This window comes from Mesorhizobium sp. INR15 (assembly GCF_015500075.1).
Taxonomy (GTDB): domain Bacteria; phylum Pseudomonadota; class Alphaproteobacteria; order Rhizobiales; family Rhizobiaceae; genus Mesorhizobium.
In genome coordinates this window covers 2,448,277-2,467,678 of the sequence record NZ_CP045496.1, presented here as the reverse complement: position 1 = coordinate 2,467,678, position 19,402 = coordinate 2,448,277, and the positions used below count along the sequence as shown (strand labels likewise).

Here is a 19,402-nt window from a genome sequence, read left to right as displayed (position 1 = left end):
AGGCGCGGGAGAAAGGCGTCCACCTTGAAAAATCGAACAGAGAGTATCCGCGAAACAGAAATGGGCGGCCGAAGCCGCCCATGCGAAAATCCGAGACCGTGAGGCTTACTTCTTCATCGCGCCCATGACCGCGCCCAGAATGCCGGTCAGGATCGCGCCGCCGCCGGCACCGCCAACGATGTTCTTGAGGTCCAGAACGCTGCCCAGGCCACCAGCTGCCGTGGCAGCCGCCGCCGGATCGATCGTGCCGCCGCCAAGCAGGCTGCCGAGGATCGCCGCGCCGCCGACGCCGCCAATGGCACCGCCCAGGATTTTGGGAAGCTGGCCCATCGCCGCGTTCTTGAGCGCCACACCGATCGCCTGACCACCGATGACGCCCGTAATCACTTGTACAATGATCGGAAGAAGCGTGTTCATGTCCATATTACTAGTCCCTCCATAGCTGCCAGCCTCCCGGGCCGACACCATCATGAGACGCCGAATTGGACGAAAGTCAAATGCGCAGATGCTGAAATAAAAGGGGCGGCCTGAAAACCGCCCCTGCTTGCTGGAAAAGCTGTGACTATCGTTATTCCGCGGCGATCGCTTGCTTTGGCTGAACGGCCGCTGAGTAGTCATTCATCAATGTCTTGGCGATTTCACCAACCTCGAATCGGTAAGGGCCGATCTCCGAAACCGGCGTTACTTCCGCCGCGGTTCCGGTCAGGAAACACTGCTCGAAGCCTTCCAGTTCTTCCGGCATGATGGCGCGTTCGATGATTTCCAGGCCACGGTCCTTGGCCAGGCCGATGACCGTGCGGCGGGTGATGCCGTCAAGGAAGCAGTCCGGCTTCGGCGTATGGATCTTGCCGTCCTTGACGAAGAAGATGTTGGCGCCGGTTGCCTCGGCGACCTGGCCACGCCAGTCGAGCATCATGGCATCGGCATAGCCCCTGGCCTCTGCGGCATGCTTGGACATGGTGCAGATCATGTAGAGGCCGGCGGCCTTCGACTTCGACGGTGCGGTGCGTGGATCCGGCCGGCGCCATTCCGCCATGTCGAGACGGATGCCTTTCAGCTTCTGCGCCGGGTCGAAATAGCTCGGCCATTGCCAGATGGCGATGGACACATTGATGCGGTTGTTCTGCGCCGAGACGCCCATCTGCTCGCTGCCGCGCCAGGCGATCGGCCGCACATAGGCGTCCTGGAAACCCTGCTTCTTCAAAAGCGTGGTCGAAGCATCGTTGAGTTCGGCGACCGAATAGGGAATCTTGAACCCAAGCAGCCGCGCCGATTCATGCAGGCGCTCGGTATGCTCGTTCAGCTTGAAGATCGCACCGCCGTAAGCGCGCTCGCCTTCAAAAACCGCGCTGGCGTAGTGCAGACCATGGGTCAGCACATGAACCTTGGCGTCGCCCCATTTGACGAATTCGCCGTTCATCCAGATAAAGCCGTCCAACTGATCGAAGGGAACGGATGCCATCATAACCTCCCACGGGCCCCTGCCCGCCTAGTCTTGTGCCGTTGCGTGTTTCATGTCGGCCGAGCCATGCTTGGCGAGGGCTGACCAATGCTTTGAAGCGTAAGCGGATATCCGTGCTCTGGCAAACTCAGGAAGTTCCGGAAAAACGGCTTCGCCTTGCCTTTTCGTTCGCAATCCGCCGAAAAGCTTGTCAAAAATTACCATTGCAGGGAAATTACGTCAATAGTACTGACATAATCTTCCTTTCCTACGGAGAAATGATGACGGATCGAAGCCAAGCAGCCGGAAAACCGATCAGGACGGCCATCACCGACGAGGACGGCATCGACTTCGCCATCATCGAACTGTTCTTCTTCGCCTATCGCGACTTCACCTCCGATCCGGACCAGATCCTGGCCGATTACGGCTTCGGCCGCGCGCATCACCGCGTGCTGCATTTCGTCAACCGCAGGCCAGGCCTGACGGTCGCCGAATTGCTCGACGTGTTGAAGATCACCAAGCAGAGCCTGGCGCGCGTGCTCAAGCAGCTCATCGACACCGATCATATCGTCCAGTTGCAGGGGCCGCGTGACCGCCGCCAGCGCGAACTCTACCCGACCGCCAAGGGCCGTGCGCTGGCACTGGCGCTGGCACGGCCACAGTCACGCCGCATCCATGCTGCATTGGAAGATTCCGGAAATCCGGAACGCGCCTTGGTTGAACGTTTCCTTGAGGCGATGGTCAATCCGGAACTAAGAGCGCAGATCGACGTTGGACCGGCTAGAGGGAAAAGCCATGGAGAACATTGAAAGCGGTCCGGCCGCACCGGACGATGATGCCCCGCATCTGCTGGTGGTCGACGACGACACCCGCATCCGCAACCTGCTCAAGCAGTATCTGACCGAAAACGGCTTTCGCGTCACCGTCGCCGGCAATGCCGGTGAAGCCCGGCGCAAGCTCGCCGGCTTGGACTTCGACCTTCTGGTGCTCGATGTAATGATGCCGGGCGAAAGCGGCGTCGACCTGACCAAGTCGCTGCGTGCCGAGAAGACCGTGCCGATCCTGATGCTGACGGCGCTGTCGGAAACCGACAGCCGCATCAACGGACTGGAGGCCGGCGCCGATGACTATCTGCCAAAGCCTTTCGACCCGCGCGAACTGATCCTGCGCATCAACAACATCCTGCGCCGGGGCGGCCCGGCGACGACACCCAAGGTCGAGCAGCTTGTCTTCGGGCCCTACACGTTCCAGATCGCCAGGCGCGAGCTGAAGCGTGGTGGCGAGGCCCTGAAACTGACCGACCGCGAGCAGGAGATTCTGGCGATCTTCGCCGCGCGGGCCGGCGAAACCATCCCGCGTCACGAACTGGTCGGTGACGAATCCGACGTCGGCGAACGCACCATCGACGTCCAGATCAACCGGCTGCGCCGCAAGATCGAGCGCGATCCATCCAACCCGGTGTGGCTGCAGACCGTGCGCGGTATTGGGTATCGGCTCAGCGTGGAATAGGATGTCGTTCGCGGCGCTTTGCTAAGCGGCCGCTGACGAGCGAAAAGATCGAATGGCAACCACGGAACTGCAACAGCCGGGAGATGGCGGCTTGAGCGCTCGCGCGACGCGCACGCTGAAGGCGGTACCGCGCGCCTGGAACCGGTTCTGGCGCCTCGTTTCGCTCTACATGCCCAAGCGGCTCTATGCCCGCTCGCTGATCATCGTCATCGCGCCGATGATCCTGTTGCAATCGGTTGTCGCCTTTGTCTTCATGGAACGCCATTGGGCAACCGTGACGCAGCGCCTGTCGCAGGCCACGGTGCGCGACATCGCCGCCATCATCGACATGATGGAGACCTATCCGCACGACGCCGACTACGCCAACATCATCCGCGTCGCCCAGGACCGCATGCAGCTGAAGATCGACCTCTTGCCGCCCGATCCGCTGCCGCCGCCCGGCCCCAAACCTTTCTTCTCGATCCTCGACGAAGCCTTGTCATCGGAGATCACCCGCCAGATCAACCGTCCCTTCTGGATCGATACGGTCGGCAATTCCAACATCGTCGAAGTCCGCGTCCAGCTTGAGGGCAAGGTGCTGCGCGTCTTCGTGCGCCGCAGCCAGGCCTATGCTTCCAACACCCACATTTTCCTGATCTGGATGGTCGGCACCTCGCTGGTGCTTCTGATGATCGCCATCCCCTTCCTGCGCAACCAGATCCGGCCGATCCTGACGCTGGCCGAAGCCGCCGAAAGCTTCGGCAAGGGCCGGCCGATGCCGCGCGATTTCCGTCCGCGTGGCGCCGAAGAGGTGCGTCGCGCCGGTTTCGCCTTCATCCAGATGCGCGAGCGCATCGAACGCCAGATCGAGCAGCGCACCGCCATGCTGACCGGCGTCAGCCATGACCTCAGAACCATTCTCACCCGCTTCAAGCTGCAGCTGGCGCTGGCCGGCAGCCGGGCCGACACCAAGGCGCTCGACCAGGACATCGACGACATGCAGTCGATGCTTGAGGGTTACCTCGCCTTCGCGCGCGGCGAGGCATCGGAAGACGCCGGCCGTTTCGATCTCGAGGCCTATTTCCAGAAGCTCAGTGAAGAGGCCAAGCTGCGCAAGCGCAAGCTGTCGACCACGCTGGCCGGCGACCGTGACGTGCATGTGAGGCCGCACGCCTTCGCGCGGCTGATGTCCAACGTCATCGGCAATGCCTTCCGCTATGCCAAGACGGTTGAAGTGACCGCCAATCATGGCCGGGGCTCGCTTCTCGTCACCATCGACGATGATGGCCCCGGCATTCCGGCCGACAGGCGCGAGGATGTGTTCAAGCCCTTCGTGCGGCTGGACGAGGCGCGCAATCTCGACGCCAGCGGCACCGGCCTCGGCCTTTCCATCGCCCGCGACATTGCCCGCAGCCACGGCGGCGACATCATGCTCGACGACAGCCCGCTTGGCGGCTTGCGCGCCGTCATCAAGGTCCCGGCCTGACCTGAACCGCACTGCTCTGCCGCTGGCCAGCGGTTAGGGCTTCATCCGCCCGTCATGAAACCATGGTGAAGAGCGCGCATGAAGCGCGCGACATCACTTGATTCGGCCTTGCCGCCTCACTTCGACCCTGTGCCCGTTCGGGTGCGCTGGAGCGAAGCGAGCCTCGCCGCGTGGTCGCCGTTCCGCCATCGTAACAAGGCAATGAACCTTTCAAGCTAAGGGCCGCCATGCGCATACTGATGGTTACCGACGCCTGGCGCCCGCAAGTCAACGGCGTCGTCCACACGCTGGAACGGCTCACCGAGACGCTGAAATCCTTCGACGTCGCGGTCGATTTCCTGACGCCGAACATCTTTCGCACGCTGCCCCTGCCAACCTATCCCGATATCCGGCTGGCGCTGACCACGCCCGGCAACGTCGCGCGCCTGATCGATGCCCGCAAGGCCGACCATATCCACATCGTCACCGAAGGCCCGCTCGGCATCATGGCGCGGCGTTATTGCCGCAATGCCGGCCGTCCGTTCACGACCAGCTACCACACCCGCTTTCCCGAATATCTGAGCGCCCGCCTGCCGGTGCCGGAAAGCTGGGCCTACCGCTGGCTGCGCGACTTCCACAATTCCGGCCAGGGCACGCTGGTGGCCACGCAGTCCTTGGCCGATGATCTCGCCTCGCGCGGCTTCAACAAGCTGAGACCCTGGACGCGTGGCGTCGACACCGACCACTTCCGCCCGGAAAAGAAGAAGGACCTCGGCTTTCCGGGTCCCATCTTCCTCTGCGTTGGCCGCGTTGCCATCGAGAAGAACCTCAGCGCTTTCCTCGATCTCGACTTGCCCGGCAGCAAGGTCATTGTCGGTGAAGGTCCAGAATTCGCCAAACTCAAGGCAAAATACCCGCAAGCCCATTTCCTCGGTCACCGGCCCAATGATGAACTGGCCGAGATCTATGCCTCGGCTGATGTCTTCGTCTTCCCCAGCCGCACCGACACGTTCGGCAACGTCATCATCGAGGCGCTGGCCAGCGGCACGCCCGTCGCCGCCTATCCCGTCACCGGGCCGATCGACATCGTCGGTGATGGTTTTGGCGGCGCGGTGTCAACCGATCTCCGGGAAGCGGCACTCGCGGCACTTCACGTCGACCGCGCCCAGGCACGCGAACGCGCCATGCGCTACAGCTGGAAAGCCTGCGCGGAGATGTTCCTAGACACGGTCGAGGAAGCGCTGGGAACGACGCGAAAGCTGGCTGCCTAGGAGTTGTTGCAGCCTGGGATGTGTTGAGATTCAGGTCAGGCCGAGTCGAGAATGGTGGGCTCCGAGAACCGGAGCGCAGCGTACGTTTGGGTACGTGAGCACCGGAAGCGCAGGAGACCGCCGTTCGCAGGCCGGCATCACCTGAATATCAACGCATCCTAAAACAGCCGCCCACCATCCGGCACCTTGCGCTCGATCGCACCGAGCACAACCGCGCCTTCCTCATCGGGAAAACCCAGCGTCAGCACTTCCGACATGAACGGCCCGATCTGGCGCGGCGGGAAATTGACTACCGCGAAGACCTGACGGCCGATCAGCGTTTCTGGCGCATAGTATTTGGTGATTTGCGCCGAGGATTTCTTCACCCCGATGTCGGCGCCGAAATCGATCTTCAGCTTGAATGCCGACTTGCGCGCCTCAGGAAACGGCTCGGCCTCGACGATCGTGCCGGCACGGATGTCGACACGATCGAAATCGGCAAAGCTGATCTCGGGCTTGCGCTCGCTGCTGGAACTCATCTGGCTCAAGCGTTTCCGTGGGTCTCGAACAGCACGCTGGCCAGCGCATCCTTGGCCGAGGTTCCCGACCAGACGACAAACTGGAAAGCCTGGAAATAGCATTCGCAGGCTTCAAGCGCCGAGGACAGCAGCACCTCGACCTGCTGGCTCGATGGCTCGACCCCGCCGGCCAGCAGCAGCGACTGGCGGAACATGATCGCGCCTTCCTGCTCCCAGAGGTCGAAATGGCCAAACAGCATCTGTTCGTTGATCAGCGACAACAGCCGCATCACTTCCAGCGCGCGGGTTTCCGGCACCTTGATGTCAAAGGCGCAGGCCAGGTGCAGCGCCTCGAAATCCTCCATCCAGGAGAAGGACACATGATAGTCGGTCCAGCTGCCGGCAACCGAGATCGAAATCTCGTCATCGCCGGCCCGTTCAAAGGACCAGTCATTGTTGTGGGCCACCTGCTCGATCACATCCACCGGATGAATTTCGCGGGACACTTCGAGTTCGAGAAGTTCCATGGAATGCTTCCTGTCGTTCTAAGGAGCGCCGCCACACGCTCCGCGGGAGGGCACACACAACGAACAATCTTGTCTAGAACTCGGACGGCCAGGACTTCTCGACACAAAGACCCCAGACCGAACCCCACCGCCCGGCGACATGACCCTGCTCCGAATCATGCAACAAATTCAGTCTATTGATCGGGAGTCGCGTGAACAGCCCAATTTTTCGCACTGCGTCATTCGCATGTGGAAAGGCGCTGTCACAAAGATTCATGCAATGCCGTTAAGCGATTCACGGCAAAGCGCTTTTTAGGATTGTGCTTTGTGGAAAAGTTTAACGATTATTTTTTTGGCCGGGGCTTCGCCGCAACCGCCGGTGTGGCCTGTCCGGTCAGTTCGGCAAGCTTCGCCTCAAGCGCCTCGATACGCTCGGCGAGCCGGCTGTTTTCTTCCCGCGCCTTGGCCGCCATCTCGCGCGCGGCTTCGAACTCTTCGCGCTGCACCACGTCCATGGTGTTGAGAATGCGCTCGGCCTGACCCTTGAAAGCGGTCTCCACCTCACGGCGCACGCCCTGAGCGGCACCAGCGGCGTCGGTCATCAGCTTGGCGAATTCATCGAGAATGCGGTTCGGTCCGGTCGACATGGCAAATCCTCGCTTGCTCGAAATGACGTAGTGGTGCCGCGCCTCGAATGCAAGAACGTTGCACGGCCATGGGGCGTCACCAGGCCGAAACTTGGCCCATCTGCGCTGCTATGGCGCACGTTCTTCAAGACTATACGCGACGGTGCCAAATCGCCTACTCTAATGCTTCACTCCATATTCCGTCAGGCACGAGGTGCCTCAGTCAGGGTCAACCAATGGCAACGCCCCCACGCCGACCAACAAATCCATTTGAAGCCGCCGAAGCCGCCTTCAAGCCGGTCAAAAAGCCGGCACCCCCGGTTCGCGAGCCCTCCGCCGCACCGAATGTCAGAGAACTTGTTTCGATCAGGATCGATCGAGCCGTGCTGGACCATTTCCAGGAAGATGGTCCAGGCTGGCAGGACAGGATCAATGATGCGTTGCGGCAATTGGTGACCGCCAGGCATCAGGACTGACCTCAGCCGTCCGGGCTAAGGGCATGGACAGGTTGCATATTGCGCCTGGCGCGCCAGACCTCGGTCGATCCCGTCTTGCGACGATTGACTGCGGTCACTCTGCCTTGACCCTGCCAAAACCCTGCCGCATGGTCCGCGCCGATCGCAACCGAGAGTTATCAGTTGAACGAATATTTCCTGCTGCCGCTCGCCTCCCTGCCCTTCCCCCAGATCAACCCGATCCTGATCCAGATCGGGCCGCTGGCGGTGCATTGGTACGGCGTCGGCTACATCGTCGGCATTCTCTTCGCCTGGTGGTATGCCAAGCGGCTGGTCACCAATCCCAAGCTTTGGCCCAACGGCGTCCTGCCGATGAAGCCTATAGACCTCGATGATTTCATCATCTGGGCAGCCATCGGTGTCGTGCTGGGCGGGCGCACCGGCTACGTGCTGTTCTACGACCTGCCGCGCTACATCGCCCACCCGCTCGACATCGTCGCGGTCTGGCAAGGCGGCATGTCGTTCCATGGCGGCCTGCTTGGCGTCATCCTCGCCATGACGCTGTTCTCCTTCAAGCGCGGCATCCGTACATGGTCGCTGTTCGATGTCGTGGCCGCAGGCGTGCCGGTCGGCCTTGGCCTTGTGCGTGTCGCCAACTTCATCAATTCCGAACTCTGGGGCCGGCCGACCGATGTGCCATGGGCGATCGAATTCCCCAATGGCGGCCCCTTCACCCGCCATCCGAGCCAGCTTTACGAGGCTCTGCTGGAAGGCTTGGTTCTGTTCATCGTCCTGCGCATCCTCACCCATTCGCGCTTCAAGCTGAAGACGCCGCGTTTCGTCGGCGGCGCCTTCATCTGCGGCTATGGCCTGTCACGCATCTTCGTCGAGTTCTTCCGCGAACCGGATCAGCAGCTCGGCTATCTCCTTGGCACCAACTGGCTGACCATGGGCATGATCCTGTCATTGCCAATGGTGCTGGCCGGCATCTGGGCGATGGCGACAGCCAAACCGGTGACGCAACCGCAGCCGGCATGACCCGGCTGAAGACCCGCATCGTCGATCTGATCGAGGCCCTGGGGCCCATTCCGGTCAACGAATACATGGCGCTTTGCCTGTTCGACCCGAGGGACGGCTACTACACGACACGCGAGCCCTTCGGCGCTGCCGGCGACTTCATCACCGCGCCGGAGATCAGCCAGATGTTCGGTGAACTGGTTGCCGTCTGGCTTTACCAGGCCTGGCTGGCGGCAGGCCGGCCCAAGCCGGTCACCATCGCCGAGATCGGCCCCGGCCGCGGCACGCTGATGAAGGACATGCTCCGCACCTTGTCGCGGCTCGATCCGACGTTGAGCACCGCCGCATCCTTCGCCCTGGTCGAGACCAGCCCGCGCCTCACCGAGGTGCAGAAGCAGACGCTTTCCGGCCTGCAGGCGAAAATGGATTGGCACGAGACCATCGACACATTGCCGCGAACACCATTGTTCATCGTCGGCAACGAGCTGTTCGATGCCGTGCCGGTGCGCCAGTTCATCCGCGCCGGCGCCGGCTGGCGCGAACGCATGGTCGGGCTTGATGATGATGACGCGCTGCGCTTCTTCGCCGGCGCCGGTTCGGTCGAGGCGGCATTGCTGCCCACTGACGCCGAACATGCCCCGCAGGGCGCGATCGTCGAGATCGCGCCCGCCCGCACCGCCTTGATGACGGCCCTCGCCGAACGCATCGCCAGGCATGGCGGCGCCGGCCTGTTTCTTGACTATGGCCACCTTCAGCCCGGTATCGGCGACACGTTGCAGGCCTTGCGCCAGCACAGTCACGAAGATGTGCTGGCCAATCCCGGCGAGGCCGACCTCACCTCTCATGTCGATTTTCACGCCCTTGCCGCCACGGCACGTGCGCATGGCCTTGATGCTCACCTGTCAACGCAAGGCGGCTTCCTGATCGCGATGGGATTGCTCGAACGTGCCGGCCAGCTCGGCGCCTCGGCCGATGAAGCGGGCCGGGAGGCAATCTCGGCGCAAGTCGAACGCCTTGCGGGTCCGCAGGCCATGGGCGATCTGTTCAAGGTGCTAGCCATCCTGCCCGGCGGCATTGCAGTCGCGCCATTTCCCCTGGCGGATTGACTTTTTGCTGCGGTCTCTCCCAATCTGCCGCCCTGTGAAGGCCGAGCCGCCCCCGGAACTTCACCTTGACGAAACAGCCCACACGGACAACAACGCCCGCATGCTCAATCAGACCAAACCGGATCCCGTTCGGTCGCCGCTGCTGGACAAGGCGCAGGCGCAAGGCATCCGCCACGGCTATTTCACCCGCGCCGGCGGCGTTTCCACCGGCATCTACCAGGGCCTCAACATCGGCTCCGGCTCGGATGACGACCAGGCGCTGGTCGCCGAGAATCGTGGCCGTGTCGCAGCCTGGATGGGCGTGCCGGCAACGCATCTCCTCACAGCGTGGCAGATCCATTCGCCCGATGTCATCGTCGCCAGGGAGCCTTTTGCCGGCGAGCGGCCAAAGGCCGACGCCATCGTCACCGACCGGCCCGGCATTGCCATCGGCGCCTCGACCGCCGATTGCGGCCCGGTCCTGTTCGCGGATGCGGAGATGCGTGTCATCGGTGCGGCCCATGCCGGTTGGAAAGGCGCTTTCACCGGCGTGCTGGAAAACACCATCCTGGCCATGGAAGGCCTTGGCGCCCGCCGTGAGCGCATCGTTGCCGTGCTTGGACCGTCTATCGGCCCCGAAAACTACGAGGTCGGGCCTGAGTTCATCGCGCGCTTCGTCGAGGCCGACGCCGAAAACGACAGGTATTTCGAGCCTTCCGCGCAGCCCGGCCACGCGATGTTCGACCTCAATCTCTACACGATCGACCGGCTGAAGAAGGCTGGCGTCACCGCTGAAGGGCTCGGCCGCTGCACCTATGCCGAGGAAGATCTGTTTTACTCCTACCGGCGCACCACGCACCGCAAGGAGCCTGATTATGGCCGGCAGGTTTCGGCAATTGTTTTGGAGAGGGAATAATGGCGCTGCATTTTGAACGATCGGAATTCGACGCCCGGCGCGACCGGCTGATCATCGAGATGGCCGAAAAGAAGCTCGACGCCATCCTGCTGTTTGCGCAGGAAAGCATGTATTGGCTGACCGGCTACGACACGTTCGGCTTCTGCTTCTTCCAGTGCATGGTGGTCAAGGCCGACGGTTCGATGGTACTTTTGACCCGTTCGGCCGACCTGCGCCAGGCGCGCCAGACATCGATCATCGACAACATCGTGCTGTGGACCGATCGCAACGGCGCCAATCCGGCGGTCGACCTGCGCAATCTGCTCAATGAACTCAACCTGCTCGGCGCCCGCATTGGCGTCGAATACGACACCCACGGCCTGACCGCCTTCAATGGCCGCCGCCTTGACGAGCAGTTGCAGACCTTCGGCCAGATCGCCGACGCCTCAGGCATCGTCAACCGGCTGCGCCTGTTCAAGAGCCCGGCTGAGATCGCCAAGGCAGAGAAGGCCGCCAATCTCGCCGACGACGCGCTGGACGCGGCCTTGCCGCTGATCAAGCAAGGCGGCGACGAGGCCTTGATCCTGGCCGCCATGCAAGGTGCCGTCTTTGCCGGCGGCGGCGATTATCCGGCCAACGAGTTCATCATCGGCTCCGGCACCGACGCGCTGCTTTGCCGCTACAAGGCCGGACGCCGCAAGCTGACCAAGAACGACCAGCTGACGCTCGAATGGGCCGGCGTCTTCCACCACTACCATGCCGCGATGATGCGCACGGTGCTGACCGGCAAGGTGTCGAAACGCCATCAGGAGCTTTTTGACGCCGCCCGCGCCGCATTGTTAGCCGTCGAAAAGGCGATGACGCCGGGAAACACCTTTGGCGACGTCTTCGACGCGCACGCCCGCACCATGGAGGCGCATGGGCTGACCAAGCACCGGCTCAACGCCTGCGGCTATTCGCTGGGCGCCCGCTTTACCCCATCCTGGATGGATATGCCGATGTTCTACCAGGGCAATCCCGAGCCGATCGCGCCCAATATGACGCTGTTCGCCCACATGATCATCATGGACTCCGAAACCGAGACCGCGATGACCCTTGGCCGCACCTATCTGACCACCGAATCCCAGCCAAAGCCGCTTTCACGCCATGATCTCGACTTGATCGTACAGTGAATCCATAATGGGAGGCGTTCTTCGCCAAGGAGTTATCAGGCAAATGAGACGATCGCATGTGACGACCGTGTCATTGCTCGCCGCGCTCGCGCTGGCTGCCTGCACCAACGCCAAGGACGTTCTCGAACCATCGGCTATCACGCCGCCGCCGACTTCGACGCAGTCGATGGCCCCGGGCGGCACGGCCGCAACCACCCTTGCCCCGGCAACTGGCGCGCCCGTCACCTCGGCGCCAGCCGCCTCTGCGGCAAGCGCGGCGGTGCTGACCAAGACCCGCCTGCAGATCGCGCCGATCGTCGGCGCCTCGGTGGAGGCGGCAACGCCGTTGACGGCGGAGCTGCAGACGCGGGCCAAGCAGCGCGGCATCACGCTTGCCGGCAGCGCCGACCAGACCGCGACACATGTGCTGAAGGGCTATTTCTCTGCGATTTCCGAAGGCAAGGACACCACCGTTATCTATGTCTGGGACGTCTATGACCCATCGGGAAACAGGCTGCATCGCATCAACGGCCAGATGAAGGCCCCCTCGGTCAATGGCGGCGACAGCTGGAAGGCGGTTGCGCCGGCAACCATGCAGGCGATCGCCGACCAGACCATCGACCAGTTCGCCTCCTGGCTTGGCGGCGGAGCCGGCTGAGATGGCGCCGATGTGCCACCGCACGAACATTTCCTAGGATTAGCCGGCGGATTCCCGATGACGGCGCTTGCAATACCGGCGCGGGCCGCTAAAAGCCCGAAGAAATCCTCCACCAGGAACGGTGCATGAAACTCTTCGCCGGCAATTCCAACAGGGTTTTGGCCGAAGCGGTCGCCCGCTACCTCAATGTTCCGCTGGGCAAAGCCAGCGTCCGGCGCTTCGCCGACCAGGAAATCTTCGTCGAGATCCAGGAAAATGTGCGCGGCGAGGATGTCTTCATCCTGCAGTCGACATCGTTCCCGACAAACGATCACCTGATGGAACTGCTCATCATGATCGACGCCTTCATGCGCTCGTCGGCCAAGCGCATCACGGCGGTCATTCCTTATTTCGGTTACGCCAGGCAGGATCGCCGCGCCTCGGGCCGCACACCGATCTCGGCCAAGCTGGTCGCCAACATGATCACCCGGGCCGGTGTCGATCGCGTGTTGACGCTGGACCTCCATGCCGGCCAGATCCAGGGCTTCTTCGACATTCCGACCGACAATCTGTTCTCGGTGCCGGTGATGGCCCGCGACGTGAAGGCGAAATACAAACAGCTGGGCAATGTCGTCGTCGTGTCGCCCGACATTGGCGGCGTGGTGCGGGCGCGTGCGCTGGCCAAGCGCTTCGACGCCCAGCTTGCCATCGTCGACAAGCGCCGCGAGCGTCCAGGCGAGTCGGAAGTCATGAACATTATCGGCGCGGTCGCCGGCAAGGACTGCCTGCTGATCGACGACATCGTCGATTCGGGTGGCACGCTGTGCAATGCAGCCGATGCGCTGCTGGCCAATGGCGCCACCAGCGTCACCGCCTACATCACCCACGGCGTGCTGTCGGGCGGCGCCGTTGCCCGTATCAGCGGCTCGAAGCTGCAGGAACTGGTCATTACCGATTCCATCCAGCCGACCCAGGCGGTGCTCGACGCGCCCAATATCCGCGTCATCTCGATCGCCGACCTGATGGGCGAAGCCATCTCGCGCACCGCGACCGAGGAATCGGTGTCCAGCCTGTTCGACTAGGCTTCTTGGGCGTCCATAGAGAATCTGCCCCGTAACCATCCCAAACACCGTCGCGAAAGGAACGCACCGGATGCCGAAGCGATTCAAGGCAGCAAGCATCGCGGCGATGCTGCTGGCAACGGGCGTGGCCGGCGTAGTCCTTACGCCGACGATCGCTCCGATTTCGACCGCGCAGGCTCAGACGGAATATCTTCCCACGCAAAAGGACTTCATTGGCAAATGGAGCATCGCGGGATCCGCTATCCGGCCGCCGCGTGATCTGAAAGAGCCGGCGAAGCCAGACCAGGAAACGGCCGCGACCGAGTTTCAGCAGACGGTGACCGCGTTTTACGGCGCCTTCGACTACCTGGAGATCACGGCGGACGGCCGTTACAATTTTCACCAGCCGGGCGACGCCACGTCCGGGCCATGCGTCTGGTGTGGGACATGGTCTTTCAAGAACGATTCCCTGTGGCTCGACCTGGATACCGCGCCCAGGCTCGACATTTACGCGCAGGGCGGCGACATGCAGATGACCTACACGGCGGAGCCTGAAGAGACGTCACGCTACAAATGGCTTGTTTTCAGCTGGACCAAGGCCGACTGACGGCATCGACGGTTCCCGTCGTTAAGGCGATCACCCCCATCGCATCGTGCTGGTGAAATCGATGAAGGCGCGCAGCGGTGCGGGTAGCAGCCGGCGGCCCGGGTAATAGAGAAACGGGCCTGAGAAGCGCTGCCACCAGGGTTCAATCACCGGCTCCAGGGCGCCGCTGTCGAAATACGGCCGCAGCCAGTCTTCGAACAGGCTGATGATGCCGCAACCGGCGACCGCCGCATCGACGGCAAGGTCGATCGCACCGCCGATGCGAACGATCAGCGGACCTGTCGGGTCCACCTTCACCACCTCGCCATCGCGTTCGAATTCCCACACGGTCATCGCACCGCTGGCAAAGCGGCCCCGCAGGCAGGCGTGATCGAGCAGGTCGCGCGGGTGGGCAGGCCGGCCGCGCTGGTCGAGATAGGCCGGCGACGCTGCAAGCGCGAAACTCTGCTCGCGCGGGCCGATCGGAATGGCGATCATATCCTGCTCCAGCAACTCGCCATAGCGGATGCCCGCATCACAGCCGACTGCCAGCACATCGACGAGAGCATCGTCGGCGATGACCTCGAGCCGGATGTCGGGAAAGGCGGCGAGGAAGGGCGGCACGATCCGCGGCAGGATGAGCCGTGCCGCAACGACCGGCACGTTGAGCCTGAGCGTGCCCGCCGGCCGGTCGCGAAAACCATTGACCACGTCCAGCGCGGCCTCGACCTCGCCCAGCGCCGGGCCGAGCCGCTCGAGCAGGCGCGCGCCGGCTTCCGTCGGCGCCACGCTGCGCGTGGTGCGGTTGAGGAGCCGCACACCGAGCCCGGTTTCGAGCCGGCGTATGGTTTCGCTGAGGCTGGAGGCGCTGCTGCCGCTTGCCCGCGCCGCCTCGCGAAAGCCGCCGGCACGCGCCACGGCAACGAACGCCGCGAGATCGCCAAGGTCCGTCGCCATTGTTCACCTTTCCGCACAGCCTGTGCTGATTGCATCATATTATCGCGCAGGCTGGCCTTGTCTATATGCAGGGTCCACGCACAGGAGACGGACCAATGACCATCAGCAAAGCCGGAACATTCAAACTTGGCGGCCGCACCGTGAACCGCCTTGGCTACGGCGCCATGCAGCTTGCCGGACCGGGCGTGTTCGGGCCGCCCAAGGATCGCGACGGCGCGATTGCCGTGCTGCGCGAGGCGGTGGCCAGCGGCGTCAACCATATCGACACCAGCGACTTCTATGGCCCGCACGTCACCAACCAGATCATCCGCGAAGCGTTGCACCCCTATTCCGACGATCTCACCATCGTCACAAAGATCAGCGCCCGGCGCGGCGCGGACGGATCGTGGATCCCGGCGATGTCGCCCAAGGAACTGGCGCAGGCCGTGCACGATAACCTGCGCAATCTCGGCCTGGACAGGCTCGAAGTGGTCAACCTTCGCAGCATGCTTGGCATTCATGGGCCTGTCGAAGGCTCGCTCGAGCCGCAACTCACGGCGCTCGCCGAGCTTCAGCGGCAAGGCCTGGTGCGCCACATCGGCCTCAGCAACGTCACGCCAAGGCAGATCGCCGACGGGCGCCGCATCGCCGACATCGTCTGCGTGCAGAACCAGTACAATCTCGCGCATCGCGAGGATGATGCTCTGATCGATGATCTGGCCCGCGACGGCATCGCCTATGTTCCGTTCTTCCCGCTTGGCGGCTTTTCACCGTTGCAGTCGACGGCACTGTCGGATGTCGCTGCAAAGCTCGGCGCGACGCCGATGCAGGTGGCGCTTGCCTGGCTGCTGCGGCGCGCGCCCAACATCCTGCTCATTCCCGGCACCTCGTCGGTCGGGCATCTGCGCGAGAACCTGGCCGCCGCCGATTTGAAGCTGTCGGATGAAACTGTGGCCGTGCTTGACCAGATCGCGAGCGAAAAAGCCGCCGCCTGACACAGCTCATTGCGTCAGGGTAGACCCGTGCCCGGCCCCTGGAGGACCGGCCTCGGGTCTAGGCTGGACCGCTGATGCGGCGCATGCTTTCGCTGTCGCGTGCGCCGCGCATATAACCGCGCGGCGACGTGCCCAACATGCGTTTGAACATGGTGATGAAGGCCGGCACGCTGTCATAGCCGAGATCGAGCGCCACCCGCGTGATCGGTTCGCCATCGGCCAGCCGTGGCAGCGCCGCGAACAGGCAGGCCTGCTGGCGCCATGTCGACAATGACAATCCGGTCTGGCGATGGAAGGCGCGCGTGAAGGAACGGCGGCTCATGCCGACGGCCTCGGCCCATTCGTCGATCGTCGCATGCGGCGAAGGCGCCGCGATAAAGCGCCGGCACAATGCCGCCAGCCTGGGGTCGGACGGGAACGGCAGGCCAAGCGGCAGCTCCAGCAGGTTCGGGATCTCGTGCAGCAACAGGCTCATGATCAGCCCGCCACGCCCTTCGAGCTCGCCGCCTTGCGGCAGCTTTTCCGATTCCACGATCAGGCTATGCATGAGGTCGGTGACGCCGACGACCCGCAGCCCTTCCGGCAGTCCCGCGATCGCCTGCGGCATGACATAGACCGAACGCATCGAGACATCGCCCAGCATTTCAACGGAATGCTCGGTGCCGGCCGGGATCCACATGGCATGATTGGGCGGCACCATCCAGCGTCCATAGCGTGTCGTCACCAGAACGACGCCGACCAGAGCATGCAGCAGCTGGCTGCGGCTGTGGCGGTGCTGCGGCACGGTGTAGCCGTCGGGATATTCGGTCGGCAGCGCGACGACCGGCCCGACCGCTTCCTCCAGCCATTGCCAGCGGCTCTCGTGCAACTGGCCGAGATTGGTCTTGCCTTTTGCAAAGATTTCCCGGCCGTGCGGCATCGGATATGGCCCACTTGCGAAACTATTGGACCAAACCACGAAAGAAGTCGCCTGGCAACCAGCCTATAAGGCGGCGTGCGGCAATGACCGCCGACCATGCCCCGCGGGATACGCCCGCCAAGAAAAGACCACGGAGCCTGCCTTGACCGACACAACAGCCACCGCTGTCGCCGCGCCGGCGACTGTCAGCCCCACATCAGCCCAGGCGACGGCCTTCACCGTCATCCTGGCGGTGAGCTTCTGCCATTGCATCAACGACATCATGCAGTCGCTGCTATCGGCCATTTATCCGCTTCTCAAAGACAATTACGGCCTCGATTTCTGGCAGATCGGCCTTTTGACCTTCACCTTCCAGGTCACCGCGTCGCTGCTGCAGCCGGTGATCGGCATGATCACCGACAAGCGCCCGATGCCCTATTCACTGCCCTGGGGCATGGCGTCGTCGCTGATCGGCCTGGTCGTGCTCGCCTATGCCGGACATTATTCGCTGCTGTTGATCGGCGCTTCGCTGATCGGCATCGGCTCGGCCATTTTCCATCCGGAATCCTCGCGCATCGCCCGTTTTGCCTCGGGCGGCCGCTTCGGCCTGGCGCAATCGCTGTTTCAGGTCGGCGGCAATTTCGGCCAGTCCATGGGGCCGCTGCTGGCGGCTTTCATCGTCGTGCCGTTCGGCCAGACCAGCATCTCCTGGTTCGCCATCGGCTCGCTGATCGGCATCGTCGTTCTGTGGCAGGTCGGCGGCTGGTACAGCCGCATGCGCGCCGCGCAAGCCACCCGCAAGGCGGTGAGCTTCGTCTCGCCCTTCCCGCGCCGCAAGGTGATGTGGGCGCTCGCCGTGCTGACGCTACTGGTGCTGACCAAGAACGCCTATATCGCCAGCCTCGCCAGCTACTATACCTTCTATTCCATCCATAAGTTCGGCGTTTCGGTGCAGATGTCGCAGGTCATGCTGTTTCTGTTCCTCGGCGCCTCGGCGCTGGGCATCCTGCTTGGCGGTCCGTTCGGCGACCGCTACGGGCAGAAGGCGATGATCTGGTTCTCGATCGTCGGCGTGCTGCCTTTCACGCTGGCACTGCCCTACGCCAACATGGAATGGACGATGGTGCTGACGGTGCTGATCGGCCTGATCCTGTCGTCGGCCTTCTCCAACATCGTCGTCTTCGCGCAGGAACTGGTGCCGGGCCGTGTCGGCATGATCGCCGGCATCTTCTTCGGCTTCGCCTTTGGCATGGGCGGCATTGCCGCAGCCGTGCTCGGCGTCGTCGCCGACATGAAGGGCATCGACTTCGTCTTCCAGATTTGCTCGTACCTGCCGCTGCTCGGGCTGCTGACGGTCTTTTTGCCCAACATGCGCGAAGCAAGAAAGCTCGAAGTCGCCGCCCGATAGTCTCATCGATGGCAACGAGAAAGAGGGCATCCGCCGTCAAGCGGATGCCCTTTTCCGTCCTGTAGCGAAGGCCTCTACGCCTTGAAGAAGGCCAGGAGGTCGGCGTTGATGACCTCGGCATGGGTCGTGGCCATACCATGCGGGAAGCCCTTGTAGACCTTGAGCTCACCCTTCTTCAGCAGCTTGATCGTCAGCAAGGCTGAGTCCGCGATCGGAACGATCTGGTCGTCGTCGCCGTGCAGAACCAGCACCGGCACGTCGATTGTCTTCAGATCCTCGGTAAAGTCGGTTTCCGAGAAGGCCTTGATGCAGTCATAATGCGCCTTGGTGCCGCCCATCATGCCCTGGCGATACCAATTGTCGATGACACCTTGCGACACCTGCGCGCCCGGCCGGTTGAAGCCGTAGAACGGACCGGCGGGAACATCGATGTAAAGTTGGGCGCGATTGGCCGCGACCCCGGAGCGGAAGCCGTCAAACACCTCTATCGGCAGACCACCGGGATTTGCGTCGGTCTTGAGCATGATCGGCGGCACCGCGCCGATCAGCACCGCCTTGGCGATGCGGCCTTGCGAGCCGTACCGGGCGACATAGCGCGCCACCTCGCCGCCGCCGGTCGAATGGCCGACGTGAATGGCGTTCCTGAGATCCAGATGCTCCGCGAGTTCCGCGACATCGGCTGCGTAGGTGTCCATCTCGTTGCCGATGTCGGTCTGCGTCGAACGGCCATGGCCGCGACGGTCATGGGCGATGACGCGGTAGCCCTTTGACAGGAAGAAAAGCATCTGGGCGTCCCAGTCATCGCTGCTCAGGGGCCAGCCATGGTGGAAGACAACAGGCTGACCGGTTCCCCAGTCCTTGTAGTAGATCCGCGTTCCGTCCTTCGTGGTGATCGTGCCGCTGCCCGAGCCGGTTTTGGGTTGCGAAATCTGGTTCATCTTGAAGTCCCTTCAATTGCTGTCGCGACAATAAATATCGCGATAA

At 62.9% G+C, this 19,402-nt stretch carries 22 protein-coding genes; 14 read left to right on the top strand and 8 right to left on the bottom strand.

Annotated elements, in window-relative coordinates; all coding sequences use genetic code 11:
* Window positions 1-105: 105 nt before the first annotated feature.
* Both GA829_RS12000 and GA829_RS11995 read right to left on the bottom strand, forming a co-directional pair.
* A complete protein-coding gene (locus GA829_RS12000; RefSeq protein WP_195178709.1) occupies window positions 106-423 on the bottom strand; it encodes a hypothetical protein in 318 nt (105 codons plus the stop codon).
* Between the two features lie 145 nt (window positions 424-568).
* The gene (locus GA829_RS11995) at window positions 569-1,462 is read right to left on the bottom strand and encodes a branched-chain amino acid aminotransferase (protein WP_195178708.1); all 894 of its coding nucleotides are present in this window, start codon (window positions 1,460-1,462) and stop codon (window positions 569-571) included.
* A gap of 260 nt (window positions 1,463-1,722) precedes the next feature.
* Between GA829_RS11995 and GA829_RS11990 the strand changes: the two genes are divergently transcribed.
* The 4 genes from GA829_RS11990 (at window position 1,723) to GA829_RS11975 (ending at window position 5,665) form a co-directional block, all read left to right on the top strand.
* Window positions 1,723-2,250, top strand: coding sequence for a MarR family winged helix-turn-helix transcriptional regulator (locus tag GA829_RS11990; protein ID WP_195178707.1), 528 nt, complete (start codon window positions 1,723-1,725; stop codon window positions 2,248-2,250).
* Window positions 2,237-2,950: a response regulator gene (locus GA829_RS11985; protein WP_195178706.1), complete on the top strand. Its 714-nt coding sequence runs from the start codon at window positions 2,237-2,239 to the stop codon at window positions 2,948-2,950. Before GA829_RS11990 ends, GA829_RS11985 begins: the two co-directional genes overlap by 14 nt.
* 52 nt (window positions 2,951-3,002) lie before the next feature.
* Window positions 3,003-4,415 carry an ATP-binding protein gene (locus tag GA829_RS11980; RefSeq protein WP_195178705.1) on the top strand — a complete coding sequence of 471 codons (1,413 nt, stop codon included), beginning with the start codon at window positions 3,003-3,005 and terminating at the stop codon, window positions 4,413-4,415.
* A gap of 227 nt (window positions 4,416-4,642) precedes the next feature.
* Complete coding sequence (locus GA829_RS11975) at window positions 4,643-5,665, top strand: glycosyltransferase family 4 protein (RefSeq protein ID WP_195178704.1); 1,023 nt, start codon at window positions 4,643-4,645, stop codon at window positions 5,663-5,665.
* Between the two features lie 158 nt (window positions 5,666-5,823).
* Here the strand turns inward: GA829_RS11975 and GA829_RS11970 are convergent, their stop codons facing one another.
* The 3 genes from GA829_RS11970 to GA829_RS11960 form a co-directional block, all read right to left on the bottom strand.
* Window positions 5,824-6,183, bottom strand: a complete 360-nt coding sequence (locus tag GA829_RS11970; protein WP_195178703.1) for a tRNA-binding protein — start codon at window positions 6,181-6,183, stop codon at window positions 5,824-5,826.
* 5 nt (window positions 6,184-6,188) lie between these two features.
* Window positions 6,189-6,689 carry a type III secretion system chaperone family protein gene (locus tag GA829_RS11965; RefSeq protein ID WP_195178702.1) on the bottom strand — a complete coding sequence of 167 codons (501 nt, stop codon included), beginning with the start codon at window positions 6,687-6,689 and terminating at the stop codon, window positions 6,189-6,191.
* A gap of 323 nt (window positions 6,690-7,012) precedes the next feature.
* On the bottom strand, window positions 7,013-7,315 hold the full coding sequence (locus tag GA829_RS11960) for an accessory factor UbiK family protein (protein ID WP_195178701.1): 303 nt from the start codon (window positions 7,313-7,315) through the stop codon (window positions 7,013-7,015).
* 215 nt (window positions 7,316-7,530) lie between these two features.
* Here GA829_RS11960 and GA829_RS11955 point away from each other — a divergent pair, with 215 nt between their 5' ends.
* The 8 genes from GA829_RS11955 (at window position 7,531) to GA829_RS11920 (ending at window position 14,202) form a co-directional block, all read left to right on the top strand.
* The gene (locus GA829_RS11955; protein WP_195178700.1) at window positions 7,531-7,770 is read left to right on the top strand and encodes a BrnA antitoxin family protein; all 240 of its coding nucleotides are present in this window, start codon (window positions 7,531-7,533) and stop codon (window positions 7,768-7,770) included.
* Between the two features lie 162 nt (window positions 7,771-7,932).
* The gene (gene lgt / locus GA829_RS11950) at window positions 7,933-8,787 is read left to right on the top strand and encodes a prolipoprotein diacylglyceryl transferase (protein WP_195178699.1); all 855 of its coding nucleotides are present in this window, start codon (window positions 7,933-7,935) and stop codon (window positions 8,785-8,787) included.
* The gene (locus GA829_RS11945; RefSeq protein ID WP_195178698.1) at window positions 8,784-9,872 is read left to right on the top strand and encodes a class I SAM-dependent methyltransferase; all 1,089 of its coding nucleotides are present in this window, start codon (window positions 8,784-8,786) and stop codon (window positions 9,870-9,872) included. Before lgt ends, GA829_RS11945 begins: the two co-directional genes overlap by 4 nt.
* Window positions 9,873-9,972: 100 nt before the next feature.
* Window positions 9,973-10,767, top strand: a complete 795-nt coding sequence (pgeF, locus tag GA829_RS11940; RefSeq protein WP_195178697.1) for a peptidoglycan editing factor PgeF — start codon at window positions 9,973-9,975, stop codon at window positions 10,765-10,767.
* On the top strand, window positions 10,767-11,918 hold the full coding sequence (locus GA829_RS11935) for a M24 family metallopeptidase (protein WP_195178696.1): 1,152 nt from the start codon (window positions 10,767-10,769) through the stop codon (window positions 11,916-11,918). The genes pgeF and GA829_RS11935 overlap by 1 nt, the downstream gene beginning before the upstream one ends.
* 43 nt (window positions 11,919-11,961) lie before the next feature.
* Window positions 11,962-12,555 (top strand): hypothetical protein, encoded by a 594-nt coding sequence (locus GA829_RS11930; RefSeq protein WP_195178695.1) that lies wholly within the window; start codon window positions 11,962-11,964, stop codon window positions 12,553-12,555.
* A gap of 125 nt (window positions 12,556-12,680) precedes the next feature.
* Complete coding sequence (locus GA829_RS11925) at window positions 12,681-13,616, top strand: ribose-phosphate pyrophosphokinase (protein ID WP_195178694.1); 936 nt, start codon at window positions 12,681-12,683, stop codon at window positions 13,614-13,616.
* 70 nt (window positions 13,617-13,686) lie between these two features.
* Window positions 13,687-14,202: a hypothetical protein gene (locus tag GA829_RS11920; RefSeq protein WP_195178693.1), complete on the top strand. Its 516-nt coding sequence runs from the start codon at window positions 13,687-13,689 to the stop codon at window positions 14,200-14,202.
* A 30-nt stretch (window positions 14,203-14,232) separates the two neighbouring features.
* Here GA829_RS11920 and GA829_RS11915 read toward each other — a convergent pair whose 3' ends face one another.
* On the bottom strand, window positions 14,233-15,138 hold the full coding sequence (locus GA829_RS11915; RefSeq protein ID WP_195178692.1) for a LysR family transcriptional regulator: 906 nt from the start codon (window positions 15,136-15,138) through the stop codon (window positions 14,233-14,235).
* A 95-nt stretch (window positions 15,139-15,233) separates the two neighbouring features.
* Between GA829_RS11915 and GA829_RS11910 the strand changes: the two genes are divergently transcribed.
* On the top strand, window positions 15,234-16,112 hold the full coding sequence (locus tag GA829_RS11910; protein WP_195178691.1) for an aldo/keto reductase family oxidoreductase: 879 nt from the start codon (window positions 15,234-15,236) through the stop codon (window positions 16,110-16,112).
* A 58-nt stretch (window positions 16,113-16,170) separates the two neighbouring features.
* Here GA829_RS11910 and GA829_RS11905 read toward each other — a convergent pair whose 3' ends face one another.
* Complete coding sequence (locus GA829_RS11905; RefSeq protein WP_195178690.1) at window positions 16,171-17,031, bottom strand: AraC family transcriptional regulator; 861 nt, start codon at window positions 17,029-17,031, stop codon at window positions 16,171-16,173.
* Between the two features lie 142 nt (window positions 17,032-17,173).
* On the opposite strand from GA829_RS11905, the gene GA829_RS11900 reads away from it, so the two are divergent.
* Window positions 17,174-18,418, top strand: coding sequence for an MFS transporter (locus GA829_RS11900; RefSeq protein ID WP_195178689.1), 1,245 nt, complete (start codon window positions 17,174-17,176; stop codon window positions 18,416-18,418).
* Window positions 18,419-18,492: 74 nt separating this feature from the next.
* Here GA829_RS11900 and GA829_RS11895 read toward each other — a convergent pair whose 3' ends face one another.
* On the bottom strand, window positions 18,493-19,356 hold the full coding sequence (locus GA829_RS11895; RefSeq protein WP_195178688.1) for an alpha/beta fold hydrolase: 864 nt from the start codon (window positions 19,354-19,356) through the stop codon (window positions 18,493-18,495).
* Window positions 19,357-19,402: the final 46 nt, after the last annotated feature.

Coding starts and splice junctions, on each gene's coding strand:
- GA829_RS11935 (WP_195178696.1), top strand. CDS start 10,767: ATGGCGCTGCATTTTGAACGATCGGAATTCGACGCCCGGCGCGACCGG.
- GA829_RS11895 (WP_195178688.1), bottom strand. CDS start 19,356: ATGAACCAGATTTCGCAACCCAAAACCGGCTCGGGCAGCGGCACGATC.
- GA829_RS11945 (WP_195178698.1), top strand. CDS start 8,784: ATGACCCGGCTGAAGACCCGCATCGTCGATCTGATCGAGGCCCTGGGG.
- GA829_RS11965 (WP_195178702.1), bottom strand. CDS start 6,689: ATGGAACTTCTCGAACTCGAAGTGTCCCGCGAAATTCATCCGGTGGAT.
- GA829_RS11985 (WP_195178706.1), top strand. CDS start 2,237: ATGGAGAACATTGAAAGCGGTCCGGCCGCACCGGACGATGATGCCCCG.
- GA829_RS11905 (WP_195178690.1), bottom strand. CDS start 17,031: ATGCCGCACGGCCGGGAAATCTTTGCAAAAGGCAAGACCAATCTCGGC.
- GA829_RS11995 (WP_195178708.1), bottom strand. CDS start 1,462: ATGGCATCCGTTCCCTTCGATCAGTTGGACGGCTTTATCTGGATGAAC.
- GA829_RS11955 (WP_195178700.1), top strand. CDS start 7,531: ATGGCAACGCCCCCACGCCGACCAACAAATCCATTTGAAGCCGCCGAA.
- GA829_RS11915 (WP_195178692.1), bottom strand. CDS start 15,138: ATGGCGACGGACCTTGGCGATCTCGCGGCGTTCGTTGCCGTGGCGCGT.
- GA829_RS12000 (WP_195178709.1), bottom strand. CDS start 423: ATGGACATGAACACGCTTCTTCCGATCATTGTACAAGTGATTACGGGC.
- GA829_RS11970 (WP_195178703.1), bottom strand. CDS start 6,183: ATGAGTTCCAGCAGCGAGCGCAAGCCCGAGATCAGCTTTGCCGATTTC.
- GA829_RS11910 (WP_195178691.1), top strand. CDS start 15,234: ATGACCATCAGCAAAGCCGGAACATTCAAACTTGGCGGCCGCACCGTG.
- GA829_RS11930 (WP_195178695.1), top strand. CDS start 11,962: ATGAGACGATCGCATGTGACGACCGTGTCATTGCTCGCCGCGCTCGCG.
- GA829_RS11990 (WP_195178707.1), top strand. CDS start 1,723: ATGACGGATCGAAGCCAAGCAGCCGGAAAACCGATCAGGACGGCCATC.
- GA829_RS11975 (WP_195178704.1), top strand. CDS start 4,643: ATGCGCATACTGATGGTTACCGACGCCTGGCGCCCGCAAGTCAACGGC.
- GA829_RS11920 (WP_195178693.1), top strand. CDS start 13,687: ATGCCGAAGCGATTCAAGGCAGCAAGCATCGCGGCGATGCTGCTGGCA.
- GA829_RS11925 (WP_195178694.1), top strand. CDS start 12,681: ATGAAACTCTTCGCCGGCAATTCCAACAGGGTTTTGGCCGAAGCGGTC.
- pgeF (WP_195178697.1), top strand. CDS start 9,973: ATGCTCAATCAGACCAAACCGGATCCCGTTCGGTCGCCGCTGCTGGAC.
- GA829_RS11980 (WP_195178705.1), top strand. CDS start 3,003: ATGGCAACCACGGAACTGCAACAGCCGGGAGATGGCGGCTTGAGCGCT.
- GA829_RS11960 (WP_195178701.1), bottom strand. CDS start 7,315: ATGTCGACCGGACCGAACCGCATTCTCGATGAATTCGCCAAGCTGATG.